The sequence below is a fragment of the Actibacterium sp. XHP0104 genome, from assembly GCF_025751515.1.
In the GTDB taxonomy this organism is placed as follows: domain Bacteria; phylum Pseudomonadota; class Alphaproteobacteria; order Rhodobacterales; family Rhodobacteraceae; genus Actibacterium_D.
In genome coordinates this window covers 193,397-219,560 of sequence record NZ_JAOWLE010000002.1, presented here as the reverse complement: position 1 = coordinate 219,560, position 26,164 = coordinate 193,397, and the positions used below count along the sequence as shown (strand labels likewise).

Genomic DNA, 26,164 nt, shown 5'->3' with positions numbered 1-26,164 from the left:
GCCGGCCCGCCTAGCCTTCCAGCATCACCGCGATCGCCCGCAGATCGGCTGCCGCGCCGCGCCGGACATGCGCGGCCAGATCGCGCAGATGATCGGGGTCGGGCGCGTGCGCGCTGGCGGTCTCGATCCGCAGCCACATCGCCTGATAGAGCATCAGCCCGGCCAGGCGCATGAACTCATGCGCAGCCTCTGCGGGGTGGTCATCCGAAACCAGCCGGGCGCGCGTGCGGCGCCACAGGGCCAATGCCTCGGCCAGATGGGCGGCGGCGGGGGCTTCGGCCTCGATCAGAGCCTCGAACGCATCGGCACATGCACCGCCACGTTGCTGTAGCAGGCGCGTGGCCAGGGTCAGTGCATGAATACCGTTGGCGCCCTCATAGATCGCACAGATCCGGGCGTCGCGCAGGGTCTGCTCGACCCGGTATTCGCGGCAATAGCCATAGCCGCCCAGCACCTGAATCCCCAGGTCGGCCGATCTGATCCCGGCCTCGGTGCAGAACACCTTGCAGATCGGGGTGAGAAAATCGATCAGGCCGGGGGCCTCGACGCCCTCGAGCGCGACCAGCGCCAGGTGGCACATCGCCCGCCCGCCAATGGCCAGCGCCTGCTGTTCGCGCAACATGCGCGCCACGTCGGGGTGGCGGTCCAGCGTGACGGGCTGACCACCGGCATCGCGGCCCTGCACGCGCTCGGCCGCATAGGCGCGGGCGATCTGCGCCGCGCGGGCGGCATGGGCCACGCCTTGCAAGGCCACGTCCATGCGGGCGTGGTTCATCATGGTGAACATCGCCTTCAACCCTTCGCCCTCGGCGCCGATCAGTTCGGCATGGGCGGTGTCAAAGACCATCTGGCAGGTGGGCGAGGCATGCAGGCCCATCTTTTCCTCGATCCGCGCGGCGCGGGCGCTGTTGCGGCTGCCGTCGGGCAGATGCGAGGGGCAGAGAAACAGGCTAAGCCCGCGCGTGCCCTTGCCCGGCGCTGTGTCGGTGCGCGCCAGGACCAGATGCAGGATGCGCTCGCTCATGTCCTGATCGCCGCCCGAGATGAAGATCTTTTCGCCGCTCAGCCGCCAGCCGTCATCGGCCCGCGTGCCCCGCGTGCGAATGCCCGACAGATCGGACCCCGCCCCCGGCTCGGTCAGGGCCATGGTCGCCAGGCAACTGCCGTCAATCAGCGGCCCCAGATAACGCGCCTGCTGATCAGGGGTGCCATGGGCCAGCAGCGTGCGGATCGCGCCAGGCACCAGCCCCACCACCATCTGCAAGGCATGGCAGGCCCCGGTAAAGATCTCAGACACCGCGCCCTGAACCGGCGCGGGCATCCCCTGCCCTCCGATATCGGCGGGCGCGCCCAGACCGGGCCAGCCCTGTTCGGCATAGGCCCGGTAGGCCGCGCCGAACCCGTCAGGCATCCGCACCCGGCCGTGTTCCAGACGGCAGCCCTGCGCATCGCCCGGCTCGTCCAGCGGCGCGATCTCGGCCTCGGCGAAGGCGGCGAAATGCTGGATGATCTCGCGCGCCAGATCCGCGTCCCAGTCAGGCAGGCGTGACACGCCAGCGACGTGCTCCAGCGAGAACAGGATGTCTTCGACCTGGGCGGCGAAAGGGATCATCGCGCCGCCCTCACATCAGACCCAGCAGGCGTGCGGCGTTGTTCTTGAGGATGTCCTCGCGCAGCTCATCGCGAATGGCGATTTTTTCGAAATCGGCCAGCCAGCGTTCGGGCGTGATCATCGGCCAGTCAGACCCGAACAGCACCTTCTTGCGCAGGATCGAGTTGCAGTAGCGCACGAGGATCTCGGGGAAATACTTGGGCGACCAGCCCGAGAGGTCGATATAGACGTTGGGCTTGTGCTGGGCGACCGACAGGGCCTCTTCCTGCCAGGGGAACGAGGGATGCGCGAGGATGATCTTCATGTCGGGGAAATCGACCGCCACATCATCCATATACATCGGGTTCGAGTATTTCAGCCGCATCCCGTTGCCGCCGGGCATGCCGCTGCCCACACCGGTCTGACCGGTGTGAAACAGGGCGATCCCGCCCTCGTCGGCGATGGCCTCGTACAGGCCGTAGGCCATCCGGTCATTGGGGTAGAACCCCTGCATGGTGGGGTGAAACTTGAACCCCTTGACCCCGTGATCGCGCATCAGGCGGCGGGCCTCGCGGATGCCCAGCTTGCCCTTGTGGGGGTCGATGCTGGCAAAGGGGATCAGCACGTCGTCATTCTGGGCGACCAGTTCCAGCACCTCGTCGTTGTCATAGCGGCGATAGCCGGTCTCGCGCTCGGCATCGACGGGAAAGATCACCGCGGCGATGTTCTGTTCGCGGAAATGCGCGGCGGTTTCGGGGATGGTCGGCGGGTGCTGCCAGGGCGCGCCGAAATACTTGGCCATCGTGCTTTGCAGATCGTCATAGCCGTCATCGGCGTGACAGCCGCAGGGCTCTTCGGCATGGGTGTGGATGTCGATCGCGCGCACCTTGGTGATATCAACCATGTCTGGCCTCCGTCAGAGTTTCACAACCGCCGGGTCGCCGTCGGAATAGAGGCGATCCAGCAGATCCTTGCGCAGGGTCAGAACCTTGCGCGCATTCAGGCTGCCCTTGGCGGTGATCTCGCCCAGGGGCAGCGATGCGGGCTGTGCCAAGACCAGCGCGCGCCCGATCCGGGTGGATGAACCCGCCCCCTGTTCGGCCATGGCCGTCAGCGCGGCATGAACCGACGCCTGCAGGGCCTCGCCGGTCAGGGCACCCGCGTCCTCGGTCACATCCATGCCGGCCTTGTGCAGCGCCCCCCTGTCGGGAAAAATCAGCGCGCCGATTTCGGCCCGGTCCTGTCCGGTAATGACCAAGTCGGCCGCGATCGGTGCCAGGTACCCCAGAGCTGTCAGCCGCAGCTGAGCCGCGCGCACCCAGGTGCCGGTCAGCAGCTTGAAGCCATCCGACACCCGCCCGTCAAAGGCCAGCCCCCGGTTCGGATCGGCGGGGTCGACGAATTTCACCGCATCGCCGGTGATCAGATAGCCCTGATCGTCAAAGGCCTCGGCCGATTTCGCGGGCTCGTTGAAATAGCCCTTCATCACGTTGGGGCCCTTGACGCGCAGCTCGTAGCGGCCCGCATCATTGGGCAGCAGCCGGGCCGTGACACCGGGCAGCGGCACGCCGATGATGCCCGAGCGGCCCACCGGTTCATGCACGATGATCGCCGAAGGCGCGGTTTCGGTCATGCCCCAGCTGCACACCATCATCGGGGCCGCGCCGCGGATTTCCATCGCGAACTGTTCCAGCGCCTGCCACACGTCCAGCGGCAACGACGCGCCGGCATAGAAGATCAGTTCGAGATCACGGAAATAGGCCTCTTTGAGGGCCTGATCCTCGCGCATGGCGGCGACCATACGGCCAAAGCCCATCGGCACGTTGAAGGCCAGCGTGCCCATGCGCTCGCGGGTGTTGCGCAGGGTCTCGGCAAAGCCCGCCTCGGTGGGCTTACCATGGTCGATGTAATAGCTGCCGCCGTTGGCCAGCATCATGTTGAAGTTGTGACTGCCGCCAAAGACGTGGTTCCAGGGCAACCAGTCCAGCACCCGCGGCGGCCGCGCGCGCAGCAGGCCCAGGGCATCGGCAAGCTGGGTCTGGTTCACGCACATCATGCCATGGGTGGTCAGCACGCCCTTGGGCTGCGAGGTCGAGCCCGAGGTGAACATGATCTTGGCCAGTGTATCGGGGCCGACGGCGGCGTGGGCGGCGTCGATATCCGCCGCCCCGTCGCCGCGCAGCAGCTCGGCAAAGGGCGTGACCGGCAGGGTGGCCTGGGCCGGGTCGGAAACCACGCGCTCGACGCCGTCGAAACAGTCCAGCGCAAGGGCGGGGCCATAGGCGCGGGCGTCTTCGGCAAAGACCATGGCCGGGCGGACGGTTTCAATCGCCTGGCGCAGGCGCGCATGGGCCTCGGGGATCAGGGCGTATTGCTCTGCCAGCGGCACGGTGGGAATGCCCACATACTGTGCCGCAAGACTCAGCAGCGCGTGATCCAGGCTGTTGGCCGAGATGATCGCGATCGGGGTTGCGCCACTCAGCCCGCGCGCCAGCAGCGCGGCGGCGATGGCACGCACGGTTTCCAGCAGTTCGGCATAGCCCAGCTCTCGCCACCCCGCGCCCGAGCGTTCGCCGAACGCCACGCGGGTGGGCGCAGCAGCGGCCCAGTCGTGCAGCCATTGCCCGGTGCTGTGCGCGACCGGTCCCAGCGGCAGGGCCGAGCGCAAGATGACCGACCCGTCGCCCAAAACCTGTTGCTGCACATCATGCGCGACATACCCTGCCATGGCGCCTATTCCTCGGCGGTCCGGCGGATCGCCCGCAGCGCGTCCGAAAGCTGGTCGATCTGATTGGCCGACAGGCCCGAAAGGATGCGGTCTTCATGCGCCTTGACCGCCGCCGTGGCCCGCCGGCACAGCCCACGCCCGGCGTCGGTCGGCACAAGGGCATAGGCGCGGCGATCGGTCGGCATCTGCTGGCGCCGGATCAGGCCGCGGCGTTCCAGCTCATCGACGATGACCACCAGGTTGGGGCGCTCGACCGACAGCGCCTGAGCAAGATCCGATTGCCGCAGGCCCGGATTGTCGACCACCACCACCAGCGCCGAGAACGTCATCATCCGCAGTTCGAACGGTTCCAGCGTGCGGGCCAGATCGGTCTGCACGGCAGCAAAGGCGCGTTTCATCAGGTAGCCGACGAACCCGTCAAGCGTGTCGTCGGTTACGGGATCGGGGGCACCGGGGGCGGTCTCGGTCATGGCGTCACCGGAATTTCGCGTCGCGTTTTTCAAGGAAGGCCGCCAGCCCCTCGATCGCGTCGCTGCTGGTCTGGGTCAGCGCGGCGCAGAGGCTTTCGGTAAAGAGGCCATCCTGTTTCGACATGTCCTCGACCCGGGCCAGGGCCTGGATCATCACGTAATTCGACAGGGGCGCGTTGTCGGCGATCTTGCGGGCCAGGTCGCGCGCCTTGGGCAGGGCCTCGCCCTCGGCCACGGCGTAGTGGGTTAGGCCCAGCATCAGCCCCTCTTCGGCGCCGTATTTGCGGCCGGTCAGCATCATTTCGGTCATACGGTCGGCGCCCAGGATGCGGCCGACCCGCACCGAGGCCCCGCCCCCCACGAAGATGCCGCGCCGGCCTTCAGGCAGTTGGAAGATGGTCGAGGGTTCCGCGATGCGCACATGGGTGGCCGACGCCAGTTCCAGCCCGCCGCCGATCACCGCGCCGAACATGGCCGAGACGACGACCAGCCCGCCGAACTGGATGCGCTCCATCACCTGGTGCCACCCGCGCGAGTGGCGCATGGTGCCCTCGGCGTCACGCTGCTGATGTTCCGACAGGTCCAGCCCCGAGCAGAAATGCCCTGCCGTGCCGGTCAGGATCACAACCCTGACGCCCTCGGGCGGCTTGGAAAAGAACGCGTCGATCGCCTCTAGCAGCGCATCGCACATGGCGTTGCGCTTGTCGGGGCGGTTCATGGTCAGCGTGGCGACGGCACCGTCGATCTCGACCTTGAGAATGGGGTCTGACATGGGCGCTCCTCAGCTTTGCGGCAGGCGCACGGCGGCGTCCAGCCGGATCGTGGTGCCGTTGAGAAAGGGGTTTGTGACGATGGATTCGACCAGCCGCGCGTATTCCTGCGCATGGCCCAGACGCGCCGGAAACGGGATGTTGGCGGTGATCGTGGCGCGCACGTCCTCGGGCAGGGTTTCGGTCATGGCGGTTTCGAACAGGCCCGGCGCGATGGCCACCACGCGGATACCGGCGCGGGCGAATTCGCGGGCGGCGGGCAGCGACAGCGACGCGATCGCGCCCTTCGAGGCCGCATAGGCGCCCTGCCCCAGCTGCCCGTCCTGCCAGGCCACAGACGAGGTGTTGATGATCACGCCGCGCTCGTCGTCATCGCCGACGGGGGGCAGTTCCATCATGGCGCGAGCGGCATGGCTGAGCACGTAATAGGTGCCCATCAGGTTGACGCGGATGGTTTTCTCGAACGTGTCCAGCGACAGTGCGCCATCGCGGCCGACAATGCGGGCGGCAAGGCCGATCCCGGCGCAGTTCACGGTGATGCGCGGGGCGCCGCCCAGGCCGCTGATCGCCTCGGCCATGGCGCGCTCGACCTCGGCGCTGTTGCCGACATCGGCGCCCACCGCCACGCCGCCGATTTCCTTTGCGACAGTGCGGGCGGTTTCAAGGTCATAATCGAGAACCGCGACCTTCGCCCCCAGCGTCGCCAGATGCCGCGCGGTCGCGGCACCCAGACCGCTGCCGCCACCCGTGACGAGTGCACCCTGCCCGGAAATCTCCATGCTCAACCTCCCCATATCGTTGCACACAATAATAGTTATGCAACATAACTTTCGTCAAGCAAAAATGGCCCTGCCACCGAAAGGGGGAGTGGTGACAGGGCCGTTGCCGGTTAACCCGGCAAGAGGAACAACGTGATCGCCGGGAACAGAACCAGGATCACCACCCGGATCAGGTCGGAGGCGACGAAATACATCACCGCGCGATAGGTCGACGACATCGGCGTTTCGCGGTCCATCGCGTTGATAATGAACAGGTTCATGCCCACCGGTGGCGTGATCAGCCCGACCTCGACCACGATCAGGACCAAGATGCCGAACCAGATGGCGACGTGCTCGGCCGGCATGCCGAATTCCAGCACGCTGATCACCGGGAAAAAGATCGGGATGGTCAGCAGGATCATCGACAGGCTGTCCATCAGGCAGCCGAAGACCAGGTAGAAACACAGGATCAGGATCAGCACCGTCCAGGGGCTGAAACCCTGGCCGACGACAAAGCTGGACAGTTCCTGCGGCACCTGGCTGAGCGCGAGGAAGCTGTTGTAAAGCCCCGCCCCCAGCACGATGAAAAAGATCATCGCGGTCGAGGTGGCGGTGGCGATGATGCTGTCGACAAAGATCTTCCAGGTCAGGTTGCCCGAGACCAGCGCCACCAGCCCCGTGCCCGCGGCGCCGACGGCGGCGCCCTCGGTGGGGGTGAACCAGCCCAGGTAGATCCCGCCCACCACCAGCGAGAACAGCAGCACCACCGGCCAGACCGCCATCAGGGCGGTGATGCGCTCGGAATAGGGAACGCGTTCGCGGGTGCCGGCGGATTTGGGGTTGATGCGCACATAGATCGAGATGGTGATGATATAGCCGATCGCCGCCAGGATGCCCGGCACGAAGGCCGCGAGGAACAGCTTGGCGATGTTCTGCTCGGTCAGGATGGCATAGATCACCAGAATGACCGACGGCGGGATCAGGATGCCCAGCGTGCCGCCGGCGGCCAGGGTCGCGGTCGAGAACCCGCCCGAATAGCCATAGCGGCGCAGTTCCGGCAGGGCGACGCGGCTCATGGTGGCGGCGGTGGCCAGCGACGAGCCGCAAATCGCGCCGAAACCGGCACAGGCGCCCACGGCGGCCATGGCCACCCCGCCCTTCTTGTGGCCCAGCCAGCTTTCGGCCGCCTTGAACAGCGAGGACGACATGCCGCTGAGCGTGGCGAACTGGCCCATCAGCAGGAACATCGGGATGATCGACAGCGAGTAGCTGGAGAAGGTCGAATAGGTTTCGCTTTTCAGCTTGGCCATGAACATGGTCGTGCCGCCCATGGCGAAATAGAGGCCACCGATGCCGCACAGGAACATCGCCAGCCCGATCGGGGCGCGCAGAAAGATCATGATCAGAAGAATGGGAAAGGACGCGTAGCCCAGCTCTAGCATGCTCAATGGACCGCTCCTTCGGATCGGGGCATGTAATCCTTGCCGGTGATCACACCGGCGACACGGGCAATGGCGCAATAGATGCCGACGATCACCGCGACCATCGAGGCGACAAAGCTGGCCGCATAGGCCCACCAGACCGGGAATTGCAGCAAGAAGGTGGTTTCACCGTTGCTGACCTTGCTCATCATGCCGTCATAAAGGCGCACGGTGATCAGGATGATGATGCCGGTCAGGATCACCTCCCAAAAGGCGATGATGATCTTGTTGACGCGCGGCGACAGGAACGAGGTGAACACGTCGACCGTCGCATGGGCGCCCAGGATCTGACAGATCGGCAGAAACGCAAAGATGGCAAAGGCCACGCCGGCCTCGACGATCTCGAAATCGCCCTGAACCGGACCGATCCCGCTGCCGATCAGGCCCTCGGCCAGGCCCGGCACCAAGCCGGTCAGCCAGTCGGAATGCCCCAGCGTGTTGCCGCCACGGCCCAGGACGCTGACGCAGACCAGAATGACCAGCAGCGTCAGGGCCACCCCGCCGATGACAGCCATCGCACGGGCCAATCTTTCGATCGCCTTTCCCATGATTCCCCCCGAATTTCCCTGCAACGCATGAACGGACCCCGGCAGAGGTCGTGATCTGCCGGGGTCACGCAGCCATTACTGGCTGTTCTGCTCGATCAGGGCACGGGCTTCGGCCAGCAGGCCGGTGCCGTCTTTCCCTTTTTCGTCCATCTCGGCCACCCATGCGTCGATGGTGGGCTGAGAGGCGGCCTTCCAGGTGGCAACCTGGTCGGCGTCAAGCTCAACGATGCCATTGCCACGATCCACGGCCATCTGGCGCGAGGGCGCGTCATAGGATTCCATGACCTTCCCGGCCAGGGCCGAGAATTCCAGACCCGAATTCGAGTCGATCACGGCCTTCAGGTCGTCGGGCAGCGCGTTGTACTTGTCCTTGTTCATCGCGATGATGAAGGCGGTGGTGTACAGGGTCTCATTGCCAAACTCGGTGTGGCTTTCGACCAGTTCCGGTACTTTCAGCGCGCCGGTGACTTCCCACGGGATGACCGTGGCATCGATCACACCTTTCGACAGCGCCTCGGGCACAGCCGGAACCGGCATGCCGACGGGCGTGGCGCCCAGCGAGCTGAACAGCATGTTGGTCACGCGGGTGGGCGCGCGCAGCTTGACGCCGTTCAGATCCTCGACCGAGGTGATCGGCTTCTTCGAGTGGATCACGCCAGGGCCGTGCACGAACAGGGCCAGAACCTTGAAATCGGAATATTCGGTGTCGAACAGACCACGGCTTTCGGCCAGCTGCCAATAGGCGCGCGAGGTGGCCTCGGCATCGGTCATCATGAAGGGCAGTTCGAACACTTCTCCGGTCGGGAAGCGGCCCGGGGTATAGCCCGCCACCGTCCAAACGATATCGGCAACGCCATCGACCACCTGGTCGATCAGCTCTGGCGGCTTGCCGCCCAGCTGCATCGACGGAAAACGCTGAATCTCGATCCGGCCATCCGATTCCGCCTCGATCTTGTCCGCCCAGGGGTACAGGATGTGATTGGGAACGTTGGCCTGGGCCGGCAGGAACTGGTGCAGTCGAAGGGTGACATCCGCGGCCAGAGCCTGGGGGGTCGTCATCCCCAGCGTCATGGCCGATACGGCAGCACCGATCAGCCCCAGCGAAAACCTGCGAGAAAGTTTCATTGCATCTCCTCCCTGTTTGCAATGCTATGTCGTGTTCCGGGCCCCCTCTCCATGAAGGCCTGGTGCGTAGCCGGGCTCCTCTCCTTTGTCCCGGTTCGCATTTGATTATTCACTATAACCATTATCGCGGGCAACAAAATTCATCGCCGCCAGCACAAAGATTATTCCCTGATATTTGTTTCAAATGCAACGATTTTAATCGTCCAAACAGTCAACTTTTAAAGCACTAAAATAAAACAACTTTATAGCTTTGACGAGATGACACCCGTCGCAAAGCCCCCCATCCGCAGCTCTCCGAACAGGCGCTGATACTCGATCTTGGGGCATCGATCCTGAATCACCGTCAGCCCGGCAGACTCAGCTTTTGCCGCGGCTTGCGCGTTTTCAACACCAATCTGCATCCAGATCGTCCGCAAGGCGGGCAAGGCTTTGATCGCCTCGTCGACGATCGGCGGCACGTGGTCCGAGCGGCGAAAGATATCGACCATATCGACCGGGATATCGGGCGGGATATCCGACAGGCTGGCGCGCACGGTCTGACCGAACAGCATGGCGCCGGCATGGCCCGGATTGACCGGAATCACGGTGTATCCCTTGAGGCCCAGATAGCGGGCCACGTAATAGCTGGGCCGCACCGGATTCAAAGACACCCCCACCACCGCAACCACCTTGGTGCGGGTCAGAACATCCTTGAGAAGCGCGTCGGAATAGGTGCTCATGGAATGGACTATAGACGAAAAAAGCGCCCGGTCTATGCCGGGCGCCAGTCACGGAACGAGGGACAGTGAAGCGAAGCGTGGCAGTTCCGGTGCCGCGCCTCATGAGTCCCAGATGGGGACGTTCCCAGCATGTTCCAAGGGGGGTCAAGAAAACGTGAACGTCGTCCTCAGCGCGCCGCGTAAAGCGCGACGGCTGCGGCGTTCGACACGTTCAGCGAGCCGAATTCCCCGGCAAAGCGGATCTTGACCAGGTGGTCGCAGGTCTCGCGGGTGCGCTCGCGCAGGCCCGGCCCTTCGGCGCCCAGCACCAGCGCCACCGGCAGGTCGCCGGCCTTGGCCAGCCCCTCTTCCAGCGTCATCTCGGCCGCGCCATCAAGACCCAGCAGGATATAGCCCAGCCGCCGCAGGCCCTCCATCGCGTCGGCCAGGTTCTGCACACGCAGATAGGGCTGGCGTTCCAGCGCCCCCGAGGCGGTTTTGGCCAGCGCACCGGTTTCGGGCGCGGAATGGCGGTGCGGGGCGATGACGGCGCGGGCGCCGAACACCTCGGCCGAGCGCAGGATCGCGCCGACGTTATGCGGGTCAGTCACGCGATCCAGCAGCACAACACGCGGGCTGGCCAGGCCGGGCTCGCACAGATCGTTCAGGCTGCCCCAGTTCAGGGGTTTGACCTCAAGCGCGGCGCCCTGGTGCACCGATCCCGGGTCGATGGGCGCGGCGAACTTGCGCGGATCACAGATTTCGGGCTCGATCCCGCTGGCGGCAATGGCATCGGCCAGTTTGTCGGCGGCGTTCTTGGTCACCACCAGGCGCAGCCGTTCCCGGCGCGGGTTCACCAGCGCATCGCGCACCGCATGCAGACCGAACAGCCAGACGGTTTCAGCCGCCGCCGCTCGTTTCGCACGCTCTTTCTCGATCACCCATGTCGGTTTTTTCATGTGCCCTGCCCCTCATTTGCGGGAAGCCGGACATTGCCGAAAATAGACCCCGCGCACAAGGGATTTTCCTGTTGACGGTGCCGGATGGCGATTGTATTCCCCCGCTACTCGACGCGGCAACGCGGCAGAGATGGGCGACAGGCCGCAAGGTGTGGCAGGGGACTGTAACTCCCTCGCGGAGACGCACGCCTGGTTCGATTCCAGGGTCGCCCACCATCTCTTTTCCTCTTCAGATGTTCGACACCGCTTCTTGGCTGGAGCTATGCGCCAGCCGTTGTATAGTCGTGCCAACGGCGACAAGAACTGACACACGCATCGGGCATGACGGGGCAGGCATTCAACATCATGATCGTGGCCCAGGGCGGGCGGCTGCAATACGAGGCGCTGCTGTTCGCAGCCTCGTTGCGGCACAGCGATCCCGGATTCGCGGGGCGTCTGATCGTGGCAGAGCCGCAGCCCGGCCCCGGCTGGAAATCCGATCCGCGCATCACCAGTGACGAGGTCCGCGCCGCGCTGGCCGATCTGGGCGCCGAGATCGTGCCGTTCAAATCGCGCCATTTCGGCAGCACCTATCCCTATGGCAACAAGATCGAGGGCCTGGCCGCCCTGCCCGAGGGCGAGCCCTTCGTGTTCTTCGACACCGATACGCTGATCACCGGGGCGCTGAGCGAGGTGGCGTTCGATTTCGCGCGGCCCTCGGCCTCGATGCGGCGCGAGAACACCTGGCCCAAGCTGGAACTCTACGGCCCCGGCTATGGCGAGATCTGGCGCTCGCTCTATGACCGGATGGGGCTGGATTTCGAGGCCACGCTGGATCTGTCGCAGCCCGATGAATACTGGCAGCGCTACATGTATTTCAACGCGGGCTGGTTTCACTATGAATGCCCGCGCGTTTTCGGACAGCGGTTCCTTGATTACGCGCTGACCATCCGCGACGACACCCCGACCGCGGCGGCGTTGCAGGAATTCGATCCCTGGCTGGATCAGGTCGCGCTGCCGCTGGTGATCGCGTCGCTGGGCGGCGGGCGGCCGGGGCCCGAGCTGGCGGGGCTGGATGGCGATGTGACCTGTCACTGGCGGGTGCTGCCGTTGCTTTACGCGCGCGAGGCCGACCGGGTGGTCGAGGTGCTGCACAGCGTGACCGCACCGAACAAGGTGAAGAAGCTGCTCAAGCAGCACGAGCCGTTCAAGAAGATGATCTACCAGGGCAAGGGCCTGGAGGTGCGCGAGATGTTCGACCGCGCCGACCTGCCCCGGCGCGAACAGGCGATCCGCAACCGGATCAAATCGGCACGTCTGTGGATGAGATAAGGCCGATTGTGCCCCCTGCCCGCTTGGCCTAACGTCACCGCCAACGATTCATAAGGGAGGTTATTCCATGTCCGACGGCCCCAGCTATGGCTTTGACACGTTGCAGATCCACGCAGGCGCCCGGCCCGACCCGGCCACCGGTGCGCGCCAGACGCCGATCTATCAAAGCACGGCCTATGTGTTCCGCGACGCCGATCACGCCGCCGCTTTGTTCAACCTGCAAGAGGTGGGTTACATCTATTCGCGCCTGACCAACCCCACCGTGGCCGTTCTGCAGGAACGTATCGCCACGCTTGAGGGCGGCGTCGGCGCGGTGTGCTGTTCGTCGGGCCATGCGGCTCAGATCATGGCGCTGTTCCCGCTGATGGGTCCGGGCCGCAACGTGGTGGCCTCGACCCGTCTTTATGGCGGCACGATCACCCAGTTCAGCCAGACCATCAAACGCTTTGGCTGGTCGGCCAAGTTCGTCGATTTCGACGATCTCGACGCGGTCAAGGCCGCCATCGACGACGACACCCGCGCGGTGTTCTGTGAATCGATCGCCAACCCGGGCGGCTATGTCACCGACATTCCGGCGATTGCCGAGATCTCGAACGCGGCCGGCGTGCCGCTGATCGTCGACAACACCTCGGCCACGCCCTATCTGTGCAACCCGATCTCGCAGGGCGCCACGCTGGTCGTGCATTCGACCACCAAATACCTGACCGGCAACGGCACCGTCACCGGCGGCGCGGTTGTGGATTCGGGCACGTTCGACTGGTCGGCCAGCGACAAGTTCCCGTCGCTGTCGGCACCCGAGCCCGCCTATCACGGCCTCAAGTTCCACGAGACCTTCGGCCCGCTGGCCTTTACCTTCCACGGCATCGCCATCGGTCTGCGCGACCTGGGCATGACCATGAACCCGCAGGCCGCGCATTATACGCTGATGGGGATCGAAACCCTCAGCCTGCGGATGCAGCGCCACGTCGAGAACGCGCAAAAGGTCGCCGCCTGGCTGGAAGGCAACGCCCATGTCGCGGGTGTGACCTATGCCGGTCTGCCCTCGTCGCCCTATTACGAGCGCGCTAAGGCGATCTGCCCCAAGGGCGCGGGCGGGCTGTTCACCGTGGCGCTGAAGGGCGGCTACGAGGCCTGCACCAAGTTCGTCGATGCGCTGGAGCTGTTCAGCCATGTCGCCAACCTGGGCGACACGCGCAGCCTGGTGATCCACTCGGCCTCGACCACGCACCGCCAGCTGACCGAGGCACAGCAGGTCGCCGCCGGCGCCGCGCCGAACGTGGTGCGGATCTCGATCGGGATCGAAGACACCGCCGACCTGATCGCCGATCTGGAACAGGCACTGGCCAAGGCCCACGCCTAGGTCACCCGGCATCAAGGCATCGAAAAGCCCGCCCACCCGTGGCGGGCTTTTTGTCGCGCGGATGCCGGAAAGCGCCGCAGTTGCGCATACCGGCGCGCGGGCGCGCGCCTAGGCTGGGGATGTGGTATTCTGGCAGCCGGAGAGCGCGATGTTCCTTTCGGTCTTTGACATCTTCAAGATCGGCATTGGCCCGTCCTCGTCGCATACGATGGGGCCGATGGTGGCGGCCGGCCGGTTCCTGTCCGAGCTGCGCGCCCGGCTGGCAAAGCGCGCCGACTGCCCCGCGCGCCTGCATGTCACCGCGCGGCTCTACGGTTCGCTGGCCTTTACCGGCCATGGCCACGGATCGGACCGGGCGGTGATGCTGGGGCTGATGGGCTATCTGCCCGACAGCCTGGATCCGGACCTGGCCGAGGGCTATGTCGCTGAACTGATCCAGCGGGGCGAGATCGTTCTGCCCGGCCTGCCGCCCCTATCCTTTTCCCCCGACACCGATCTGGTGTTCGACTATGGCCCGCCCCTGCCTGCCCATCCCAACGGCATGGTGATCGCAGCCCACGCGCCCGACGGGGCCACGGTTTACGAGCGGATCTATTATTCCGTCGGCGGCGGCTTTGTGCGCACCGCCGAGGGGCTGGAGGCCGAGCGCACCAACCGCCGCGCCCTGGCCGTCGAGAAATCGGCGCAGGGCTATCCCTATCCGTTCGGCTCGGCCGCCGAGATGCTGAAGATGGGCGCGGCTTCGGGGCTGAGTGTCGCGCAGATGAAGCGCGCCAATGAAACCGTCATGCATGGCGATACGCTGGATGCGCGGCTGGATACGCTTTGGGCCGCGATGAGCGGCTGCATCGACCGCGGCCTGCGGCAAGAGGGCGAATTGCCCGGCGGGCTGAAGGTGCGCCGCCGCGCCCGTGCGATCCACCAGCAACTGCTGGCCGAACGCGGCCTCAACAGCGCCATGCCACATGTGGGCAATGACTGGCTGGCGGTGTACGCGATGGCGGTGAACGAGGAAAACGCCGCGGGCGGGCGGGTCGTGACCTCGCCCACCAATGGCGCAGCCGGGGTGTTGCCGGCGGTGATCCGCTATTACCGCGACCACTGCCCCGGCGCCACCGACCTGGGCATCCGCGACTTTCTGCTGACCGCCGCCGCCATCGGCGGGGTGATCAAGCACAACGCCTCGATCTCGGGCGCCGAGGTGGGCTGCCAGGGCGAGGTCGGGTCGGCCTCGGCCATGGCGGCGGCCGGGCTGTGCGCTGTGCTGGGCGGCAGCAACGCCCAGATTGAGAACGCCGCCGAGATCGCGCTGGAGCACCACCTTGGCCTGACCTGCGACCCGGTGAAGGGGCTGGTTCAGGTGCCCTGCATCGAGCGCAACGGGTTGGGCGCGATCAAGGCGGTGTCCGCGGCCAGCCTGGCGCTGCGCGGCAATGGCGAGCATTTCGTGCCGCTGGACAATTGCATCGAGACCATGCGCCAGACCGGCATCGACATGAACGTCAAATACAAGGAAACCTCGACCGGCGGGCTGGCGGTGAACCTGCCCGAATGCTGAGGCGCGTCAGTCGCCGATGGCAAAGACCATCGTCACCGACGCGGTGATGCCCAGCTCTCCGGCCTCGATCGGCACATCGGCCGAAGCGCGCATGCTCTGCTCGAGAAATTCGGGGCGCGGCCCGTAACCGCCCGCCTCGTTGATAGAGATCACGGCCCCCAGGTTCACCCCAGCCGCATCGGCGTATAGCTGGGCCTTGCGCAGCGCATCGGCCACGGCGGCGCGGCGGGCGTCATCCTGCACCGGTTGCATATCGACCAGCCCGAAATTCAGCCCGTTGAAACTGTTGGCGCCCAGGCCGACAACCTGATCCAGAACACCCCCCAGCGCGGTCAGGTCACGCACCCGCACGCTCAGCATGTTCGAAGCGGCAAAGCCGTCGATCTCGGGCGCCTCGCCCGAGGAATAACTGCGATTCTTCCACAGCGGGTTCAGGCTAAGATTCGAGGTCTGCAAATCGGCATCGGCTATCCCGGCGTCGCGCAGGGCCTTGATCATCGCGGCGGTGCGCGTGCTGGTGTCGCGCAGCGCATCGGCGGCCTCTTTCGCCTGGGCGGTCACGCCAAGGATGATCGTGGCCATATCGGGGGCCGCGGCGACACGGCCTTCGCCGGTGACGGTAATCGTGGCCTCGGCCACGGCGGGGCCGGTCAGCGCGAAAGACAGGATAACGGCAAGAACACTCGGAAATCGCATGGGTTTCTCCTTTTGCGGCATAGCTTGACCTGTTTGACGCCGCTCACAAGCAAAACCTTGGCTTCCCCCCTGACCTTCGGCAAAATCCTGCTATAGTCCGCGCGACACGCGCCAATCGCGCTGCCCTTTTGGTGCTTGCTGGTATAGTTCGGCCTTATGAAACCTCGTTTTGCCCTGTCTTTGTCAGATACGCGCATTGCCCTGATGCATCGGGTCAAGGGCGGCTGGGTGCTGGTTGGCGAAACCGCGCCCACGGTGCCCGATCTCGGCAAGGTGCTAAAGGCGCTGCGCGACAGGGCGGCGGCGCTGGAACGCGGCGGGGTGACGACCAAGCTGATCCTGCCCAATGACCAGATCCTTTATACCGCGCTGCCGCTGGCCACGTCCGACCCCGAAACCCGCCGAGCCGAGATCGAGGCCGCGCTGGTCGGGCTGACGCCCTATGCCCTGCCCGATCTGGCCTATGATTACCGGGTTCGCGACGACCAGACCGCGCAGGTGGCCGCGATTGCCCGCGAAACCCTGGCCGAGGCCGAAAGCTTTGCGGTGATTCACGGGTTCAACCCGGTCAGTTTCGTCGCCGTGCCCGAGGATGGCAGCTATGGGGGCGAACCCTGGTTCGGCACCACCAAGGCCGCCGCCAACCTGCTGCCCGCCACCGAAACCGTCGAGCGCGACCGTTTTCCGGCCCGCATCAGCCCGCCCAAGCCCGAGCCCACGCCGCGCGCCGCGCCGCAAGAGATCTCTGTCACCCCGCTGGAACCGCCGCAGACCCGGCCCAGCTTTGCCTCGCAGCGCGCCCATGGCGGCGACGCGCCCAAAGCGGCGCCTCCGAAATCGGGCGATCACCGCATCACGCTGACCCCGCCCCCCGTGGTTGTGACCAGCGCCATCACCGCCCCGCCTGGCGCCGAGGATCAGCCGCCCGAGTCGCTGACTACGGTCGGCACCCGGCTGGCAGCGGTGCGGACGGCGGGGCTGCCGGCACGCCCCGCGCTGATCGCGGCCCCGCTCGCGGTTCTGGGGCTGTTGACGGTCTGGTTGATGTTGCCGGGCGACGACGCGCCCGCGCCCGATACCGCGCCCGTGGCCGAGGTGGTGGCCGAGGCCCCGCCCCTGCCCGCACCGCTGGAGGTTGCCCCGCCACCGTTGGAGGACGAGGCCGAACCGGAACCCGAAACCGGGTTCAGCGAGACCGAGGCGCAAGAGGTTCTGGCGGATCTGGGCATCTGGCCCCTGCCGCCCCAGGCCCCGGCCGAGCCCGGCGAAAGCACGCTTGACGGGTTCTATATCGCCTCGATCGACCACAATATTCCGGGCGAGGATGCTGTCGCCCTGCCCCCGGCCGAGGCGCTGCTGGAAGATTATCCGCTGCACACGCAGATGGCGCCGCCGCCGCCCGGCACGACCTTTGACCTGAACGAACGCGGGCTGGTCACGCCCAGCCGCGCCGGTACGCTGTCGCCCGAGGGGGTGATGGTGTTTGCCGGCCCGCCGCCGCGCGTGCCGCCCCTGCGCCCGCGCGAAGAGGCCGTGACCGACCCGATCGCCGCCGCCCAGAAAGACGACCCGCTGCGCGCGCGCCTGGCCCGGTTTCGCGCCAAGCCCCGCCCCACTGACCTGGCCGAGCGGCTGGAACGCTCGCAACGCGGCGGGCTGACCGAGGCCGAGCTGGCCGCGATCCGCCCCCGCCCGCGCCCGGAATCGGCCCAGCAGGTGGCCCTGGCGATTGCCGAGGCCACAGCCGCCGTGCCCGTCACGGCCGAGCCGCTGCTTATTCCCAAATCACGCCCGTCGGGCTTTGAGGCCGCGATTGCCAGCGCCGTGAAAGAGGCCAATGCCGTGCCCGCGCCCGCGGCGGTCACGCCTGCGCGCACGCAGATCCCCAGCTCGGCCTCGGTGGCCAAGCAGGCCACGTTGGACAACGCGGTGAACCTCAGCAAGGTGAACCTGTTCGGGGTGTTCGGCGCACCGGGCGACCGGCGCGCGCTGGTGCGGCTGTCCTCGGGCCGCTATGTCAAGGTCGAGGTCGGCGACCGCCTGGACGGCGGCAAGGTCGTGGCGATCGGTGACGATGACCTCAGCTATGTCAAGAATGGCAAGACCATCAAGCTGGAGATGCCGCGCGGCTAGGCGGCGGGCGGCACTTTCAGCTCTCCGCATTCGATCTGCTCGCGTTCGATCGATTCAAACAGCGCCTTGAAGTTGCCCTCGCCAAAGCCGTCGTCGCCCTTGCGCTGGATGAACTCGAAAAAGATCGGGCCGATCACCGTCTTGCTGAAGATCTGAAGCAGGATGCGGGTTTCTCCGCCATCGACCACGCCCTCGCCATCGATAAGGATGCCGTGTTTCTTCATCCGGTCGATCGGCTCGTCATGGTCATGCACGCGGTCGCGGCTGGCCTGATAATAGGCGTCATTCGGCCCCGGCATGAACAGCAGGCCGCGCGCGGCGATGGCGTCGGTCGAGTCGTAGATATTTTCGGAGCCAACGGCGATATGCTGGATGCCCTCGCCCTTGTATTTCTTGAGATAGGCCACGATCTGGCCGGTTTCGCCCCGGTCTTCGTTGATGGGAATCCGAATGCGGCCGCAGGGCGAGGTCAGCGCCCGGCTGTAAAGCCCGGTATATTTGCCCTCGATGTCGAAGAACCGGATTTCGTGGAAATTGAAGATCTCGCCGTAGAAGCGGAACCATTTGTCCATGTTGCCCTGATGGACGTTATGGGTCAGGTGATCGAGGTAATAGAACCCCACGCCCGGCGGGTTGGCGGGGGCGATCCAGTCGAACTCGGCGTTGTAGGGCGACGTGTCATGGGCGCCCTCGATGAAATAGATCAGCGAACCGCCGATGCCGACAATGGCGGGCACGTCCATCACCTTGCCCGGACCGGTATATTCGGTGGCGCCGTTGTCGACCGCATGGCGCAGCGCATGGGCCGCATCGGCCACGCGCCAGCCCATCGAGGGCGCGCAAGGGCCGTGCTGGTCGATGAACCGCGCGGCGTGGGTGCCCGGCTGGGCATTCAACAGATAGGAAATATCGCCCTGCTGCCACAGTTCGACCGCGCGGGTCTTGTGAGAGGCGACATGGATATAGCCCATCTGGGTGAACAGCGCGCGCAGCTCGTCCGGCTCGGGATGGGCGAACTCGACGAACTCGAACCCGTCCGTGCCGGCAGGATTTTCAGGGCTGATCTTGGCGGGCGGGGCATCATGCGGGAACGGGCCCATGGCATTTCCTCCTGTTTTATTCGCAGGATCATTTTACCGCAGGCAAATCGCATAAAATGCGCGTTATTCACGGGATTTGTCATGGTTTCTGCACAAACTCCGCGTTAGGATAAGAAAAACCGCAGGAAACGCGCATGACACTGGATGAAACCGATAGCCGCCTGTTGGCCGAGCTGCAAAAAGACGCGCATCTGACCTCGCAAGAGCTGGGTGAGATCTTGAACCTGTCGGCCAGCCAGGTCGGCCGGCGCCGTCAGCGGCTGGAGCAAGAGGGCGTGATCACCGGCTATGCCGCGCGGCTGGACCCGGCCAAGCTGGGTCTGGGGGTGCAGGCCTTTGTGCAGGTGCAGATGGCCACCCACGCGCCCGAGGCCGCGGCCAGCTTTCGCCGGCTGCTGCAAACCCGGGCCGAGATCATCAGCGCCTGGACCCTGACCGGCGAGGCCGATTACCTGTTGCGGGTGATCTGCGAAGACCTGTCGGCGCTGAACCGGGTGATCCACGACGTGCTGCTGCCCCATGCGGCGGTGGCGCGTGTGCAAAGCCAGATTGTGATGAACGAATTCAAGGCCGACGCGCCTTTGCCCATGTAAGGACCGATTATGGAAGGTTTCCTTCTGCTTGCCACCATCTACCTGACCGCCGCCGTGGTCACCGTGCCGCTCGCGACGCGCCTGGGGTTGGGCTCGGTTCTGGGCTACCTGATCGCGGGGGTTCTGATCGGGCCGGTGCTGGGGCTGGTCGGGTCCGAAATGCAGGATCTTCAGCATTTCGCCGAATTCGGCGTGGTGATGATGCTGTTCCTGATCGGGCTGGAGATGGACCCGCGCGCGCTGTGGAACATGCGGACAACGCTGCTGGGTCTGGGCGGGCTGCAGATCACGCTGACGACGGCGGGGGTGATGCTGGGCGCGCTGTGGCTGGGCCTGCCCTGGCAGACAGCGCTGGCGGTGGGGCTGGTGCTGGCGCTGTCGTCAACCGCGATCGTGATGCAGACGCTGCGCGAGAAAGACCTGACGCGGACCCTGGGCGGGCGGTCGACCTTTGCGGTGCTGCTGACGCAGGATATCGCGGTGATCCCGATGCTGGCGCTGCTGCCGCTGCTGGCAATCGCGCAGGGGCCGACGCTGTCGCCCGATGGCAGCCTCAGCCGCCCCAGCCAGGCCGCCGATTCCGCCCATGAAAGCGCGGTATCGCTGGTAACGCACCTGCCCGCCTGGGGGGTGACCCTGGCCACGATCGCTGCCGTGGTGGTGGTGGTGGTGATCAGCCGCTTTGCCATGCCGCCGCTGTTCCGGCTGCTGCATTCGACCCGCCTGCACGAGATGTTCACGGTAGTTGCCCTGCTGATCGTGGTGGGAATCGCGATCTTGATGATCATGGTCGGCCTGTCGCCCGCGCTGGGAACGTTCCTGGCGGGCGTGGTGCTGGCGAACTCGGAATTCCGGCACGAGTTGGAAAGCAATATCGAGCCGTTCAAGGGCCTGTTGCTGGGGCTCTTTTTCATGACCGTGGGCGCGGGTATCAACTTTCACCTGCTGTTCGCCCGGCCGGTCGACATCATGGGGCTGACCATCGCGATGATGGCGCTGAAGGGGTTGATCCTTTACGGCATCGCGACCCTGTTCAAGCTGCGCGGCGGCCATCGCTGGCTGTTTACGCTGGGGCTGGCGCAGGCGGGTGAATTCGGCTTTGTGCTGATTTCCTTTGCGTCGCAGACCAGCGTGCTGCCAACCAGCCTGGGCCAGCCGCTGCTGCTGATCATCGCCATGTCGATGATGCTGACGCCGCTGTTCTTTATCCTGCATGACAAGCTGGCCAAACGCCTGCGCGATGCCGTGGGGTCGGACCAGCCTGACGCTGATGACATCGACGAACAGCATTCGATCATCATCGCCGGGGTCGGCCGGTTCGGGCAGGTGGTGAACCGGATGCTGCAAATGTCGGGCTATCGCGCGACGGTGCTGGACCATGACCTGAAGACCATCCAGCTGTTGCGCAAATTCGGGTTCAAGGCGTTTTTCGGCGACCCCACCCGCCCCGAACTGCTGCATGCCGCCGGGTTGCCGACGGCCAAGGTGCTGGTGGCGGCGCTGGATAATGACGAGCAGAACACCAAGCTGGTGAAATATGCGCGGCACAAGCGGCCCGATATCCACATCGTCGCCCGCGCCCGCGACCGGGTGCATGTTTACGAGCTCTATGCCGCCGGCGCCGATCATATCGTGCGCGAGATGTTCGACAGCTCGCTGCGCGCCGCCCGCTATGTGCTGGAAGATCTGGGCCTGTCGGATTTCGAGGCCAACCAGGTGGAAACCACGTTCTACAAGCGCGACCGCCAGGCCCTGCGAGAGCTGGCCGCGCTGTGGAAGCCCGGCGTGCCGCTGGACCAAAACGAGCCCTACATGGAACGCGCGCGCCAGCTGAACAAAGAGCTCGAGGCCGCCCTGGTTCGCCAAGAGGTCGAAGATATGACCGGAACGGTCGAAAAGGCCGGCTGAGCAAAGAAAAACCGCGCCCGGTTGCCCGGACGCGGTTTCCCGTAATCTTTTGGCCGGATCAGGCGGCGCGCGAAATCAGGACTTCGTCGACCTGTTTCTGGGCGTTGCTCTCATCCAGACCGCTGACAGCCGCGACTTCGCGGGTCAGGCGTTCCAGCGCGGCTTCATAGAGCTGACGCTCGGAGTAGCTTTGCTCGCGCTGATCATCGGTTCGGTGCAGGTCGCGAACGACCTCGGCAATGGCGATCAGGTCACCGGAATTGATCTTCTGCTCATATTCCTGCGCCCGGCGCGACCACATGGCACGCTTGACCTTTGCCTTGCCCTTAAGCGTGGTCATCGCCTTGGACACGATGTCGGGCGACGACAACGAACGCATCCCGATCTCGGTTGCCTTGTTCGTCGGCACGCGCAGGGTCATCTTGTCCTTCTCGAACGAGATGACGAACAGCTCCAGCGCGATGCCCGCGATTTCCTGCTCTTCGATCGATACGATCTGACCGACACCATGAGCGGGATAAACAACGTAATCGTTCGGGCGGAATTCAGATTTCTTGGTCTTGCTCATGCAATGCATTCCTCGTTGCGACCACTGGACACTTCAGCGACGAAGCCCATGCCGAAAACCTTGATTTTCGGTCAGTGGGCCAATCAGTCGTTAGAAAACCACGCCGCAGGCGAGCAGCTCTGCGTGTGGATGTCCGAGTGTTGCGGTCATTTGTAACAGTAATATAGCAAAAAAATTCACGTTTTCAAAGCGCCGCAATGCAGCGCCACGGGGTGATCACGTGGTTTTTTGTTCAAAACTTGCGCAAGAACCCGCTATTTCGGAGACAAACCGGCGGATTTTCGCGAATCGTGTCAGCTGCCTTCGCCGGCGGCTTCGGAAAAATACTTGTTCAATTTGTCCGCTTCGCCGTCGCGCTCTTCATAATCGGGCAGCGGATCCTTCTTGGAAATGATCACCGGCCACATCTCGGAGTATTTCCGGTTGAACTCGACCCATTTTTCCATGTCCGGCTCGGTATCGGGGCGGATGGCGTCGGCGGGGCATTCGGGTTCGCACACGCCGCAGTCGATGCATTCATCGGGGTGAATCACCAGCATGTTCTCGCCTTCGTAGAAACAATCCACCGGGCATACCTCGACGCAGTCGGTGTATTTGCAAGCGATACAGTTTTCGATGACGACATAGGTCATGCGTTTAGCCTCATTTCCTTTGACAGGGCCTAGCTAGACCAGCCGGGCCAATCATTCAAGCGGCGGCGTGGGCAAAAGGGCAATCTGTCGCTGCTCTCAGGCGCCAGGCTGATCGCTGCCCGGATTTTCGGCACGGCCCGGAACGGCGTCCTTGTCGGCCATCAGGTCGGCATACAGCGCCTGCGCCTCGGGGGCCGGACCGCGCCGCGTGCCGGGCGCCAGCACGCGCACCACGCGGATCACCGCCCCTTGCGGAAAGGTCAGAACGTCGCCGGGCACGACGCGGTGCCCGGGCTTTGACATCTTGACGCTGTTCAGGCGCAGATGCCCGGCAGACACGACCCTGGCCGCCAGCGTGCGCGTCTTGAAGAACCGCGCATGCCACAGCCACTTGTCCAGCCTGATCGCCGGGCGATCGCCGTCGGACACTTATTTCTTGTCCCGCAGGCCCATCAGAGCCGCTGCAAACGGGTTGTCAGGATCGATCGGCTTTTCCTTGCGCGGGGGGCGCGCCTGATAGCTCTTGGGGCTGTTGTCGCGCGGCTTGCCCTTGCCACGCGGGCCGCCCTTGCCACCACCTGCACCGCCACCGGCGGCGCGCGGTTTGCCCTTGCCGCCCTGCGGCCGTTCGCCGCGCGGCTTGCCACCGCCCTGACGACGGGGGGCCCAGGCAAAGGTGTAATAGACCTCGACCTCGGGCTCGGCCGGTTCTTCGGCGGCAGGTATGGCCGATTCGCCCTCGGGGATCGGCGCGGGCGCCGGCGCATCGGGGTCGACAACGGGCGCGGGTTCGGGCGCGGCCTTGACCTTGGCGCGTTCGCCTTTTTCGGCCTTATAGCCCAGCCCCTGCATCAGGTCGGCGAACTGTTCCAGCGTCATGCCGGTGATCGACAGCATGTCGGGATTGGCCTCGAAACCGCCACGGCTGTCTTGCGCGCGCAGCAGGTCGGCCAGGCGTTCCAGCATATCGATGCGGATCGCGCGCTGACCGGCACGGCGATAGCCCGACAGGGTGTAATAGCCATCGGGCACATCCACCACGGGGATCGTCACCAGGCCCGGCGGCGGGCTTTCGGGGAATTCGTCCAGCTTGTTGGCCAGCGACCACAGCACCAGGCGCAGACGCGTCGGCGCGGGTTTCAGCAGCAGCGGCATGAAGATCGTGAACTGGCCAAAGCGGATGCCATGCTTGCGCAGCACGCCGCGCGCGTCCTGATCCAGTTCCTTGACCTCGCCGGCGATCTGGTCGCGCGGGATGATGCCGAAATTCTCGATCATGCGGAAGGCAAAGCCGCGCGACAGCCCGGTCAGGGTCTCGTCGCGGCCCATGTTCAACAGCGGCTCGAACAGCGTCGCAACCTTGCGGTCGATGAAATGCTGCAAGCGGCGGCGCACCTTCTCGGCCACGTCCTCGCCCGCCTCTTCATCGACAAAGGCCTGAACCTGCGGCTTCAGCGGTTCGGCGCCGGCAACCAGCTTGCCGACGGCGTTCTCGCCCCACATCAGGCCACCCTGTTCGGTGAAATCCAGCTCTGTGTCGGGGGCGTTATAGAAACGATCCGCGCGCAGATGGAATTCGGGCTTCAGCGCCGCCATGCTGGCCTGATACAGGGTCTTTGCCTCGTCCGGGCTGCTGCTTGCATCCTGGCGAAAACGAAACCCTTCCAGACGGCCGACGAATTCGCCTTCGACCGTCACTTCACCCTTGTCATTCACGTCGGCCACAAGGCCCTCCTTCTGCTTTAACCGGCGAAGCAAGACTGATGTCCGCCGGTCAACAAATCGTTTGGTCAGCGCACCGTGCAGCGCATCCGACAGCCGGTCTTCTACAGCGCGGGTCGCCCCGCGCCAATGAGATTCGTCATCGACCCAGCCGTTCCGCTGGGCGACATAGGTCCAAGTGCGAATATAGGCCAGACGTTTCGACAATGTGTCAATGTCGCCATCCGTGCGGTCGATGCGTCTGATCTGCCGCGCCAGCCAGTCATCGGGCACCCGCCCGCCCCCGTGCAGAAAGCCGAAGATGCGTTCCAGCAACCCGGCATGTTCGGCCGAGGATATGCCTCGGAAATCGGGAATGCGGCAGACATCCCACAGCAGCCGCACATCGGGCGCGCCCTGCACCCGGTCGCGGATGTCGGCGCTGTCGGCCAGGTTACGCAGGGCGCGCAGGTCGTCAGCCTCGCGGGCGCGGGACAGCCATTCGTGGTCGGTGGGCGCCTCGAGTGAGCCGATCAGCCGGTCGATCGTGCCGAATTCCAGCCGCTCGTTACGCCAGTTGAGCTTGCGCAGCGGGGTGAAGGAATGGCTGGTGATGGCCTCGACCACCTCGGGGTGCAGGGGCGGGGCCTCGCCGGTGACGCCGAAACTGCCGCTGCGCATGTGACGCCCTGCCCGCCCGGCGATCTGGGCCAGCTCGTTGGGGGCCAGTTCGCGCATCCGGCGGCCGTCGAACTTGCGCAGGCCGGAAAAGGCTACATGGGTGATGTCGAGATTCAGCCCCATGCCGATCGCGTCGGTGGCGACCAGGTAATCGACTAGGCCGCTTTGATACATGGCCACCTGCGCGTTGCGCGTGCGGGGCGACAGCGCGCCCATGACGACCGCGCAACCGCCCTTTTGGCGGCGGATCAGCTCGGCGATGGCATAGACGTTTTCAACAGAAAACCCGACGATCGCGGCGCGTGGGGGCATTCTGCTTATCTTTTTCGAACCTGCGTAGGTCAGCTCGGAAAACCGCTCGCGCCGCATGAACTGCGCCCCCGGCACCAGCGCCGCGATGGCGCTGCGCATGGTGTCGCTGCCCAGGAAAAGCGTTTCGTGCAGGCCACGCGCATTCAGCAGCCGGTCGGTAAAGACATGGCCGCGTTCGGGGTCGGCGCATAGCTGAATTTCATCAACCGCCAGGAAATCGGCGCCCATGCCGGTGGGCATCGCCTCGACGGTGCAGACCCAGTATTGGGTGCGGTCGGGCACGATGCGTTCCTCGCCCGTGACCAGCGCCACCACCGAGGGTCCGCGCAGGGCGACAATGCGGTCATAGACCTCGCGCGCGAGCAGGCGCAGCGGCAATCCGATGACCCCGGTGCGATGCGCCAGCATGCGCTCGATGGCATAATGTGTCTTGCCCGTGTTGGTCGGCCCCAAAACCGCCGTCACACGCCCTTGCTGGCCCAT

Annotated in this window: 23 protein-coding genes and 1 tRNA gene; 7 read left to right on the top strand and 17 right to left on the bottom strand. The window is 65.1% G+C overall.

Annotated features, from left to right (window positions below):
- Positions 1-10: 10 nt before the first annotated feature.
- The 11 genes from OE856_RS05470 to rlmB all read right to left on the bottom strand — a co-directional run bounded on the left by OE856_RS05470 (position 11) and on the right by rlmB (position 11,128).
- On the bottom strand, positions 11-1,612 hold the full coding sequence (locus tag OE856_RS05470; protein ID WP_263715041.1) for an acyl-CoA dehydrogenase family protein: 1,602 nt from the start codon (positions 1,610-1,612) through the stop codon (positions 11-13).
- Between the two features lie 10 nt (positions 1,613-1,622).
- Positions 1,623-2,495 (bottom strand): amidohydrolase family protein, encoded by an 873-nt coding sequence (locus OE856_RS05465; RefSeq protein ID WP_263715040.1) that lies wholly within the window; start codon positions 2,493-2,495, stop codon positions 1,623-1,625.
- A gap of 12 nt (positions 2,496-2,507) precedes the next feature.
- Positions 2,508-4,319 carry an AMP-binding protein gene (locus tag OE856_RS05460; RefSeq protein WP_263715039.1) on the bottom strand — a complete coding sequence of 604 codons (1,812 nt, stop codon included), beginning with the start codon at positions 4,317-4,319 and terminating at the stop codon, positions 2,508-2,510.
- 5 nt (positions 4,320-4,324) lie between these two features.
- Complete coding sequence (locus tag OE856_RS05455) at positions 4,325-4,789, bottom strand: MarR family winged helix-turn-helix transcriptional regulator (protein WP_263715038.1); 465 nt, start codon at positions 4,787-4,789, stop codon at positions 4,325-4,327.
- A 4-nt stretch (positions 4,790-4,793) separates the two neighbouring features.
- Positions 4,794-5,561 (bottom strand): crotonase/enoyl-CoA hydratase family protein, encoded by a 768-nt coding sequence (locus OE856_RS05450; protein WP_263715037.1) that lies wholly within the window; start codon positions 5,559-5,561, stop codon positions 4,794-4,796.
- Positions 5,562-5,570: 9 nt separating this feature from the next.
- Positions 5,571-6,338, bottom strand: a complete 768-nt coding sequence (locus OE856_RS05445; RefSeq protein ID WP_263715036.1) for an SDR family NAD(P)-dependent oxidoreductase — start codon at positions 6,336-6,338, stop codon at positions 5,571-5,573.
- Positions 6,339-6,448: 110 nt separating this feature from the next.
- Positions 6,449-7,765, bottom strand: coding sequence for a TRAP transporter large permease (locus OE856_RS05440; RefSeq protein WP_263715035.1), 1,317 nt, complete (start codon positions 7,763-7,765; stop codon positions 6,449-6,451).
- Positions 7,762-8,346 (bottom strand): TRAP transporter small permease, encoded by a 585-nt coding sequence (locus OE856_RS05435; RefSeq protein ID WP_263715034.1) that lies wholly within the window; start codon positions 8,344-8,346, stop codon positions 7,762-7,764. The genes OE856_RS05440 and OE856_RS05435 overlap by 4 nt, the downstream gene beginning before the upstream one ends.
- A 75-nt stretch (positions 8,347-8,421) precedes the next feature.
- Positions 8,422-9,471: a TRAP transporter substrate-binding protein gene (locus tag OE856_RS05430; RefSeq protein WP_263715033.1), complete on the bottom strand. Its 1,050-nt coding sequence runs from the start codon at positions 9,469-9,471 to the stop codon at positions 8,422-8,424.
- 242 nt (positions 9,472-9,713) lie between these two features.
- On the bottom strand, positions 9,714-10,190 hold the full coding sequence (locus OE856_RS05425) for a CoA-binding protein (protein WP_263715032.1): 477 nt from the start codon (positions 10,188-10,190) through the stop codon (positions 9,714-9,716).
- 167 nt (positions 10,191-10,357) lie between these two features.
- Positions 10,358-11,128, bottom strand: a complete 771-nt coding sequence (rlmB, locus tag OE856_RS05420; protein WP_263715031.1) for a 23S rRNA (guanosine(2251)-2'-O)-methyltransferase RlmB — start codon at positions 11,126-11,128, stop codon at positions 10,358-10,360.
- Positions 11,129-11,260: 132 nt separating this feature from the next.
- Here rlmB and OE856_RS05415 point away from each other — a divergent pair.
- The 4 genes from OE856_RS05415 to OE856_RS05400 all read left to right on the top strand — a co-directional run bounded on the left by OE856_RS05415 (position 11,261) and on the right by OE856_RS05400 (position 15,357).
- Positions 11,261-11,344, top strand: a tRNA-Tyr gene (locus OE856_RS05415).
- A gap of 105 nt (positions 11,345-11,449) precedes the next feature.
- Positions 11,450-12,439, top strand: coding sequence for a hypothetical protein (locus OE856_RS05410; protein ID WP_263715030.1), 990 nt, complete (start codon positions 11,450-11,452; stop codon positions 12,437-12,439).
- 67 nt (positions 12,440-12,506) lie between these two features.
- Positions 12,507-13,799 (top strand): O-acetylhomoserine aminocarboxypropyltransferase/cysteine synthase family protein, encoded by a 1,293-nt coding sequence (locus OE856_RS05405; RefSeq protein WP_263715029.1) that lies wholly within the window; start codon positions 12,507-12,509, stop codon positions 13,797-13,799.
- A 148-nt stretch (positions 13,800-13,947) separates the two neighbouring features.
- Positions 13,948-15,357 carry an L-serine ammonia-lyase gene (locus tag OE856_RS05400; protein WP_263715028.1) on the top strand — a complete coding sequence of 470 codons (1,410 nt, stop codon included), beginning with the start codon at positions 13,948-13,950 and terminating at the stop codon, positions 15,355-15,357.
- 6 nt (positions 15,358-15,363) lie between these two features.
- Here OE856_RS05400 and OE856_RS05395 read toward each other — a convergent pair whose 3' ends face one another.
- Positions 15,364-16,053 carry an SIMPL domain-containing protein gene (locus OE856_RS05395; protein WP_263715027.1) on the bottom strand — a complete coding sequence of 230 codons (690 nt, stop codon included), beginning with the start codon at positions 16,051-16,053 and terminating at the stop codon, positions 15,364-15,366.
- Between the two features lie 156 nt (positions 16,054-16,209).
- Between OE856_RS05395 and OE856_RS05390 the strand changes: the two genes are divergently transcribed.
- Positions 16,210-18,186: a hypothetical protein gene (locus tag OE856_RS05390; RefSeq protein ID WP_263715026.1), complete on the top strand. Its 1,977-nt coding sequence runs from the start codon at positions 16,210-16,212 to the stop codon at positions 18,184-18,186.
- Here the strand turns inward: OE856_RS05390 and hppD are convergent.
- Positions 18,183-19,286, bottom strand: a complete 1,104-nt coding sequence (gene hppD / locus OE856_RS05385; protein ID WP_263715025.1) for a 4-hydroxyphenylpyruvate dioxygenase — start codon at positions 19,284-19,286, stop codon at positions 18,183-18,185. The genes OE856_RS05390 and hppD overlap by 4 nt on opposite strands.
- Before the next feature lie 134 nt (positions 19,287-19,420).
- Between hppD and OE856_RS05380 the strand changes: the two genes are divergently transcribed.
- Positions 19,421-19,879 carry an Lrp/AsnC family transcriptional regulator gene (locus OE856_RS05380; protein WP_263715024.1) on the top strand — a complete coding sequence of 153 codons (459 nt, stop codon included), beginning with the start codon at positions 19,421-19,423 and terminating at the stop codon, positions 19,877-19,879.
- Positions 19,880-19,888: 9 nt separating this feature from the next.
- Entirely contained in the window at positions 19,889-21,787 is a 1,899-nt protein-coding gene (locus OE856_RS05375) for a monovalent cation:proton antiporter-2 (CPA2) family protein (RefSeq protein ID WP_263715023.1), read from the top strand.
- A 58-nt stretch (positions 21,788-21,845) separates the two neighbouring features.
- On the opposite strand, the gene OE856_RS05370 is transcribed toward OE856_RS05375, so the two are convergent.
- The 4 genes from OE856_RS05370 to OE856_RS05355 form a co-directional block, all read right to left on the bottom strand.
- On the bottom strand, positions 21,846-22,355 hold the full coding sequence (locus OE856_RS05370) for a CarD family transcriptional regulator (RefSeq protein WP_263715022.1): 510 nt from the start codon (positions 22,353-22,355) through the stop codon (positions 21,846-21,848).
- A gap of 293 nt (positions 22,356-22,648) precedes the next feature.
- Positions 22,649-22,987: a ferredoxin FdxA gene (gene fdxA, locus OE856_RS05365; protein ID WP_263715021.1), complete on the bottom strand. Its 339-nt coding sequence runs from the start codon at positions 22,985-22,987 to the stop codon at positions 22,649-22,651.
- A 96-nt stretch (positions 22,988-23,083) separates the two neighbouring features.
- Positions 23,084-23,416: an RNA-binding S4 domain-containing protein gene (locus OE856_RS05360; RefSeq protein WP_263715020.1), complete on the bottom strand. Its 333-nt coding sequence runs from the start codon at positions 23,414-23,416 to the stop codon at positions 23,084-23,086.
- Positions 23,417-26,164, bottom strand: a complete 2,748-nt coding sequence (locus OE856_RS05355) for a helicase-related protein (RefSeq protein WP_263715019.1) — start codon at positions 26,162-26,164, stop codon at positions 23,417-23,419. It lies immediately after the preceding gene.

Excerpts from the sequence above, each read along its gene's own strand:
- OE856_RS05470 (WP_263715041.1), bottom strand. The coding sequence starts at position 1,612 with ATGATCCCTTTCGCCGCCCAGGTCGAAGACATCCTGTTCTCGCTGGAG.
- OE856_RS05465 (WP_263715040.1), bottom strand. The coding sequence starts at position 2,495 with ATGGTTGATATCACCAAGGTGCGCGCGATCGACATCCACACCCATGCC.
- OE856_RS05460 (WP_263715039.1), bottom strand. The coding sequence starts at position 4,319 with ATGGCAGGGTATGTCGCGCATGATGTGCAGCAACAGGTTTTGGGCGAC.
- OE856_RS05455 (WP_263715038.1), bottom strand. The coding sequence starts at position 4,789 with ATGACCGAGACCGCCCCCGGTGCCCCCGATCCCGTAACCGACGACACG.
- OE856_RS05450 (WP_263715037.1), bottom strand. The coding sequence starts at position 5,561 with ATGTCAGACCCCATTCTCAAGGTCGAGATCGACGGTGCCGTCGCCACG.
- OE856_RS05445 (WP_263715036.1), bottom strand. The coding sequence starts at position 6,338 with ATGGAGATTTCCGGGCAGGGTGCACTCGTCACGGGTGGCGGCAGCGGT.
- OE856_RS05435 (WP_263715034.1), bottom strand. The coding sequence starts at position 8,346 with ATGGGAAAGGCGATCGAAAGATTGGCCCGTGCGATGGCTGTCATCGGC.
- OE856_RS05430 (WP_263715033.1), bottom strand. The coding sequence starts at position 9,471 with ATGAAACTTTCTCGCAGGTTTTCGCTGGGGCTGATCGGTGCTGCCGTA.
- OE856_RS05425 (WP_263715032.1), bottom strand. The coding sequence starts at position 10,190 with ATGAGCACCTATTCCGACGCGCTTCTCAAGGATGTTCTGACCCGCACC.
- rlmB (WP_263715031.1), bottom strand. The coding sequence starts at position 11,128 with ATGAAAAAACCGACATGGGTGATCGAGAAAGAGCGTGCGAAACGAGCG.
- OE856_RS05410 (WP_263715030.1), top strand. The coding sequence starts at position 11,450 with ATGACGGGGCAGGCATTCAACATCATGATCGTGGCCCAGGGCGGGCGG.
- OE856_RS05405 (WP_263715029.1), top strand. The coding sequence starts at position 12,507 with ATGTCCGACGGCCCCAGCTATGGCTTTGACACGTTGCAGATCCACGCA.
- OE856_RS05400 (WP_263715028.1), top strand. The coding sequence starts at position 13,948 with ATGTTCCTTTCGGTCTTTGACATCTTCAAGATCGGCATTGGCCCGTCC.
- OE856_RS05395 (WP_263715027.1), bottom strand. The coding sequence starts at position 16,053 with ATGCGATTTCCGAGTGTTCTTGCCGTTATCCTGTCTTTCGCGCTGACC.
- OE856_RS05390 (WP_263715026.1), top strand. The coding sequence starts at position 16,210 with ATGAAACCTCGTTTTGCCCTGTCTTTGTCAGATACGCGCATTGCCCTG.
- hppD (WP_263715025.1), bottom strand. The coding sequence starts at position 19,286 with ATGGGCCCGTTCCCGCATGATGCCCCGCCCGCCAAGATCAGCCCTGAA.
- OE856_RS05380 (WP_263715024.1), top strand. The coding sequence starts at position 19,421 with ATGACACTGGATGAAACCGATAGCCGCCTGTTGGCCGAGCTGCAAAAA.
- OE856_RS05375 (WP_263715023.1), top strand. The coding sequence starts at position 19,889 with ATGGAAGGTTTCCTTCTGCTTGCCACCATCTACCTGACCGCCGCCGTG.
- OE856_RS05370 (WP_263715022.1), bottom strand. The coding sequence starts at position 22,355 with ATGAGCAAGACCAAGAAATCTGAATTCCGCCCGAACGATTACGTTGTT.
- fdxA (WP_263715021.1), bottom strand. The coding sequence starts at position 22,987 with ATGACCTATGTCGTCATCGAAAACTGTATCGCTTGCAAATACACCGAC.
- OE856_RS05355 (WP_263715019.1), bottom strand. The coding sequence starts at position 26,164 with ATGGGCCAGCAAGGGCGTGTGACGGCGGTTTTGGGGCCGACCAACACG.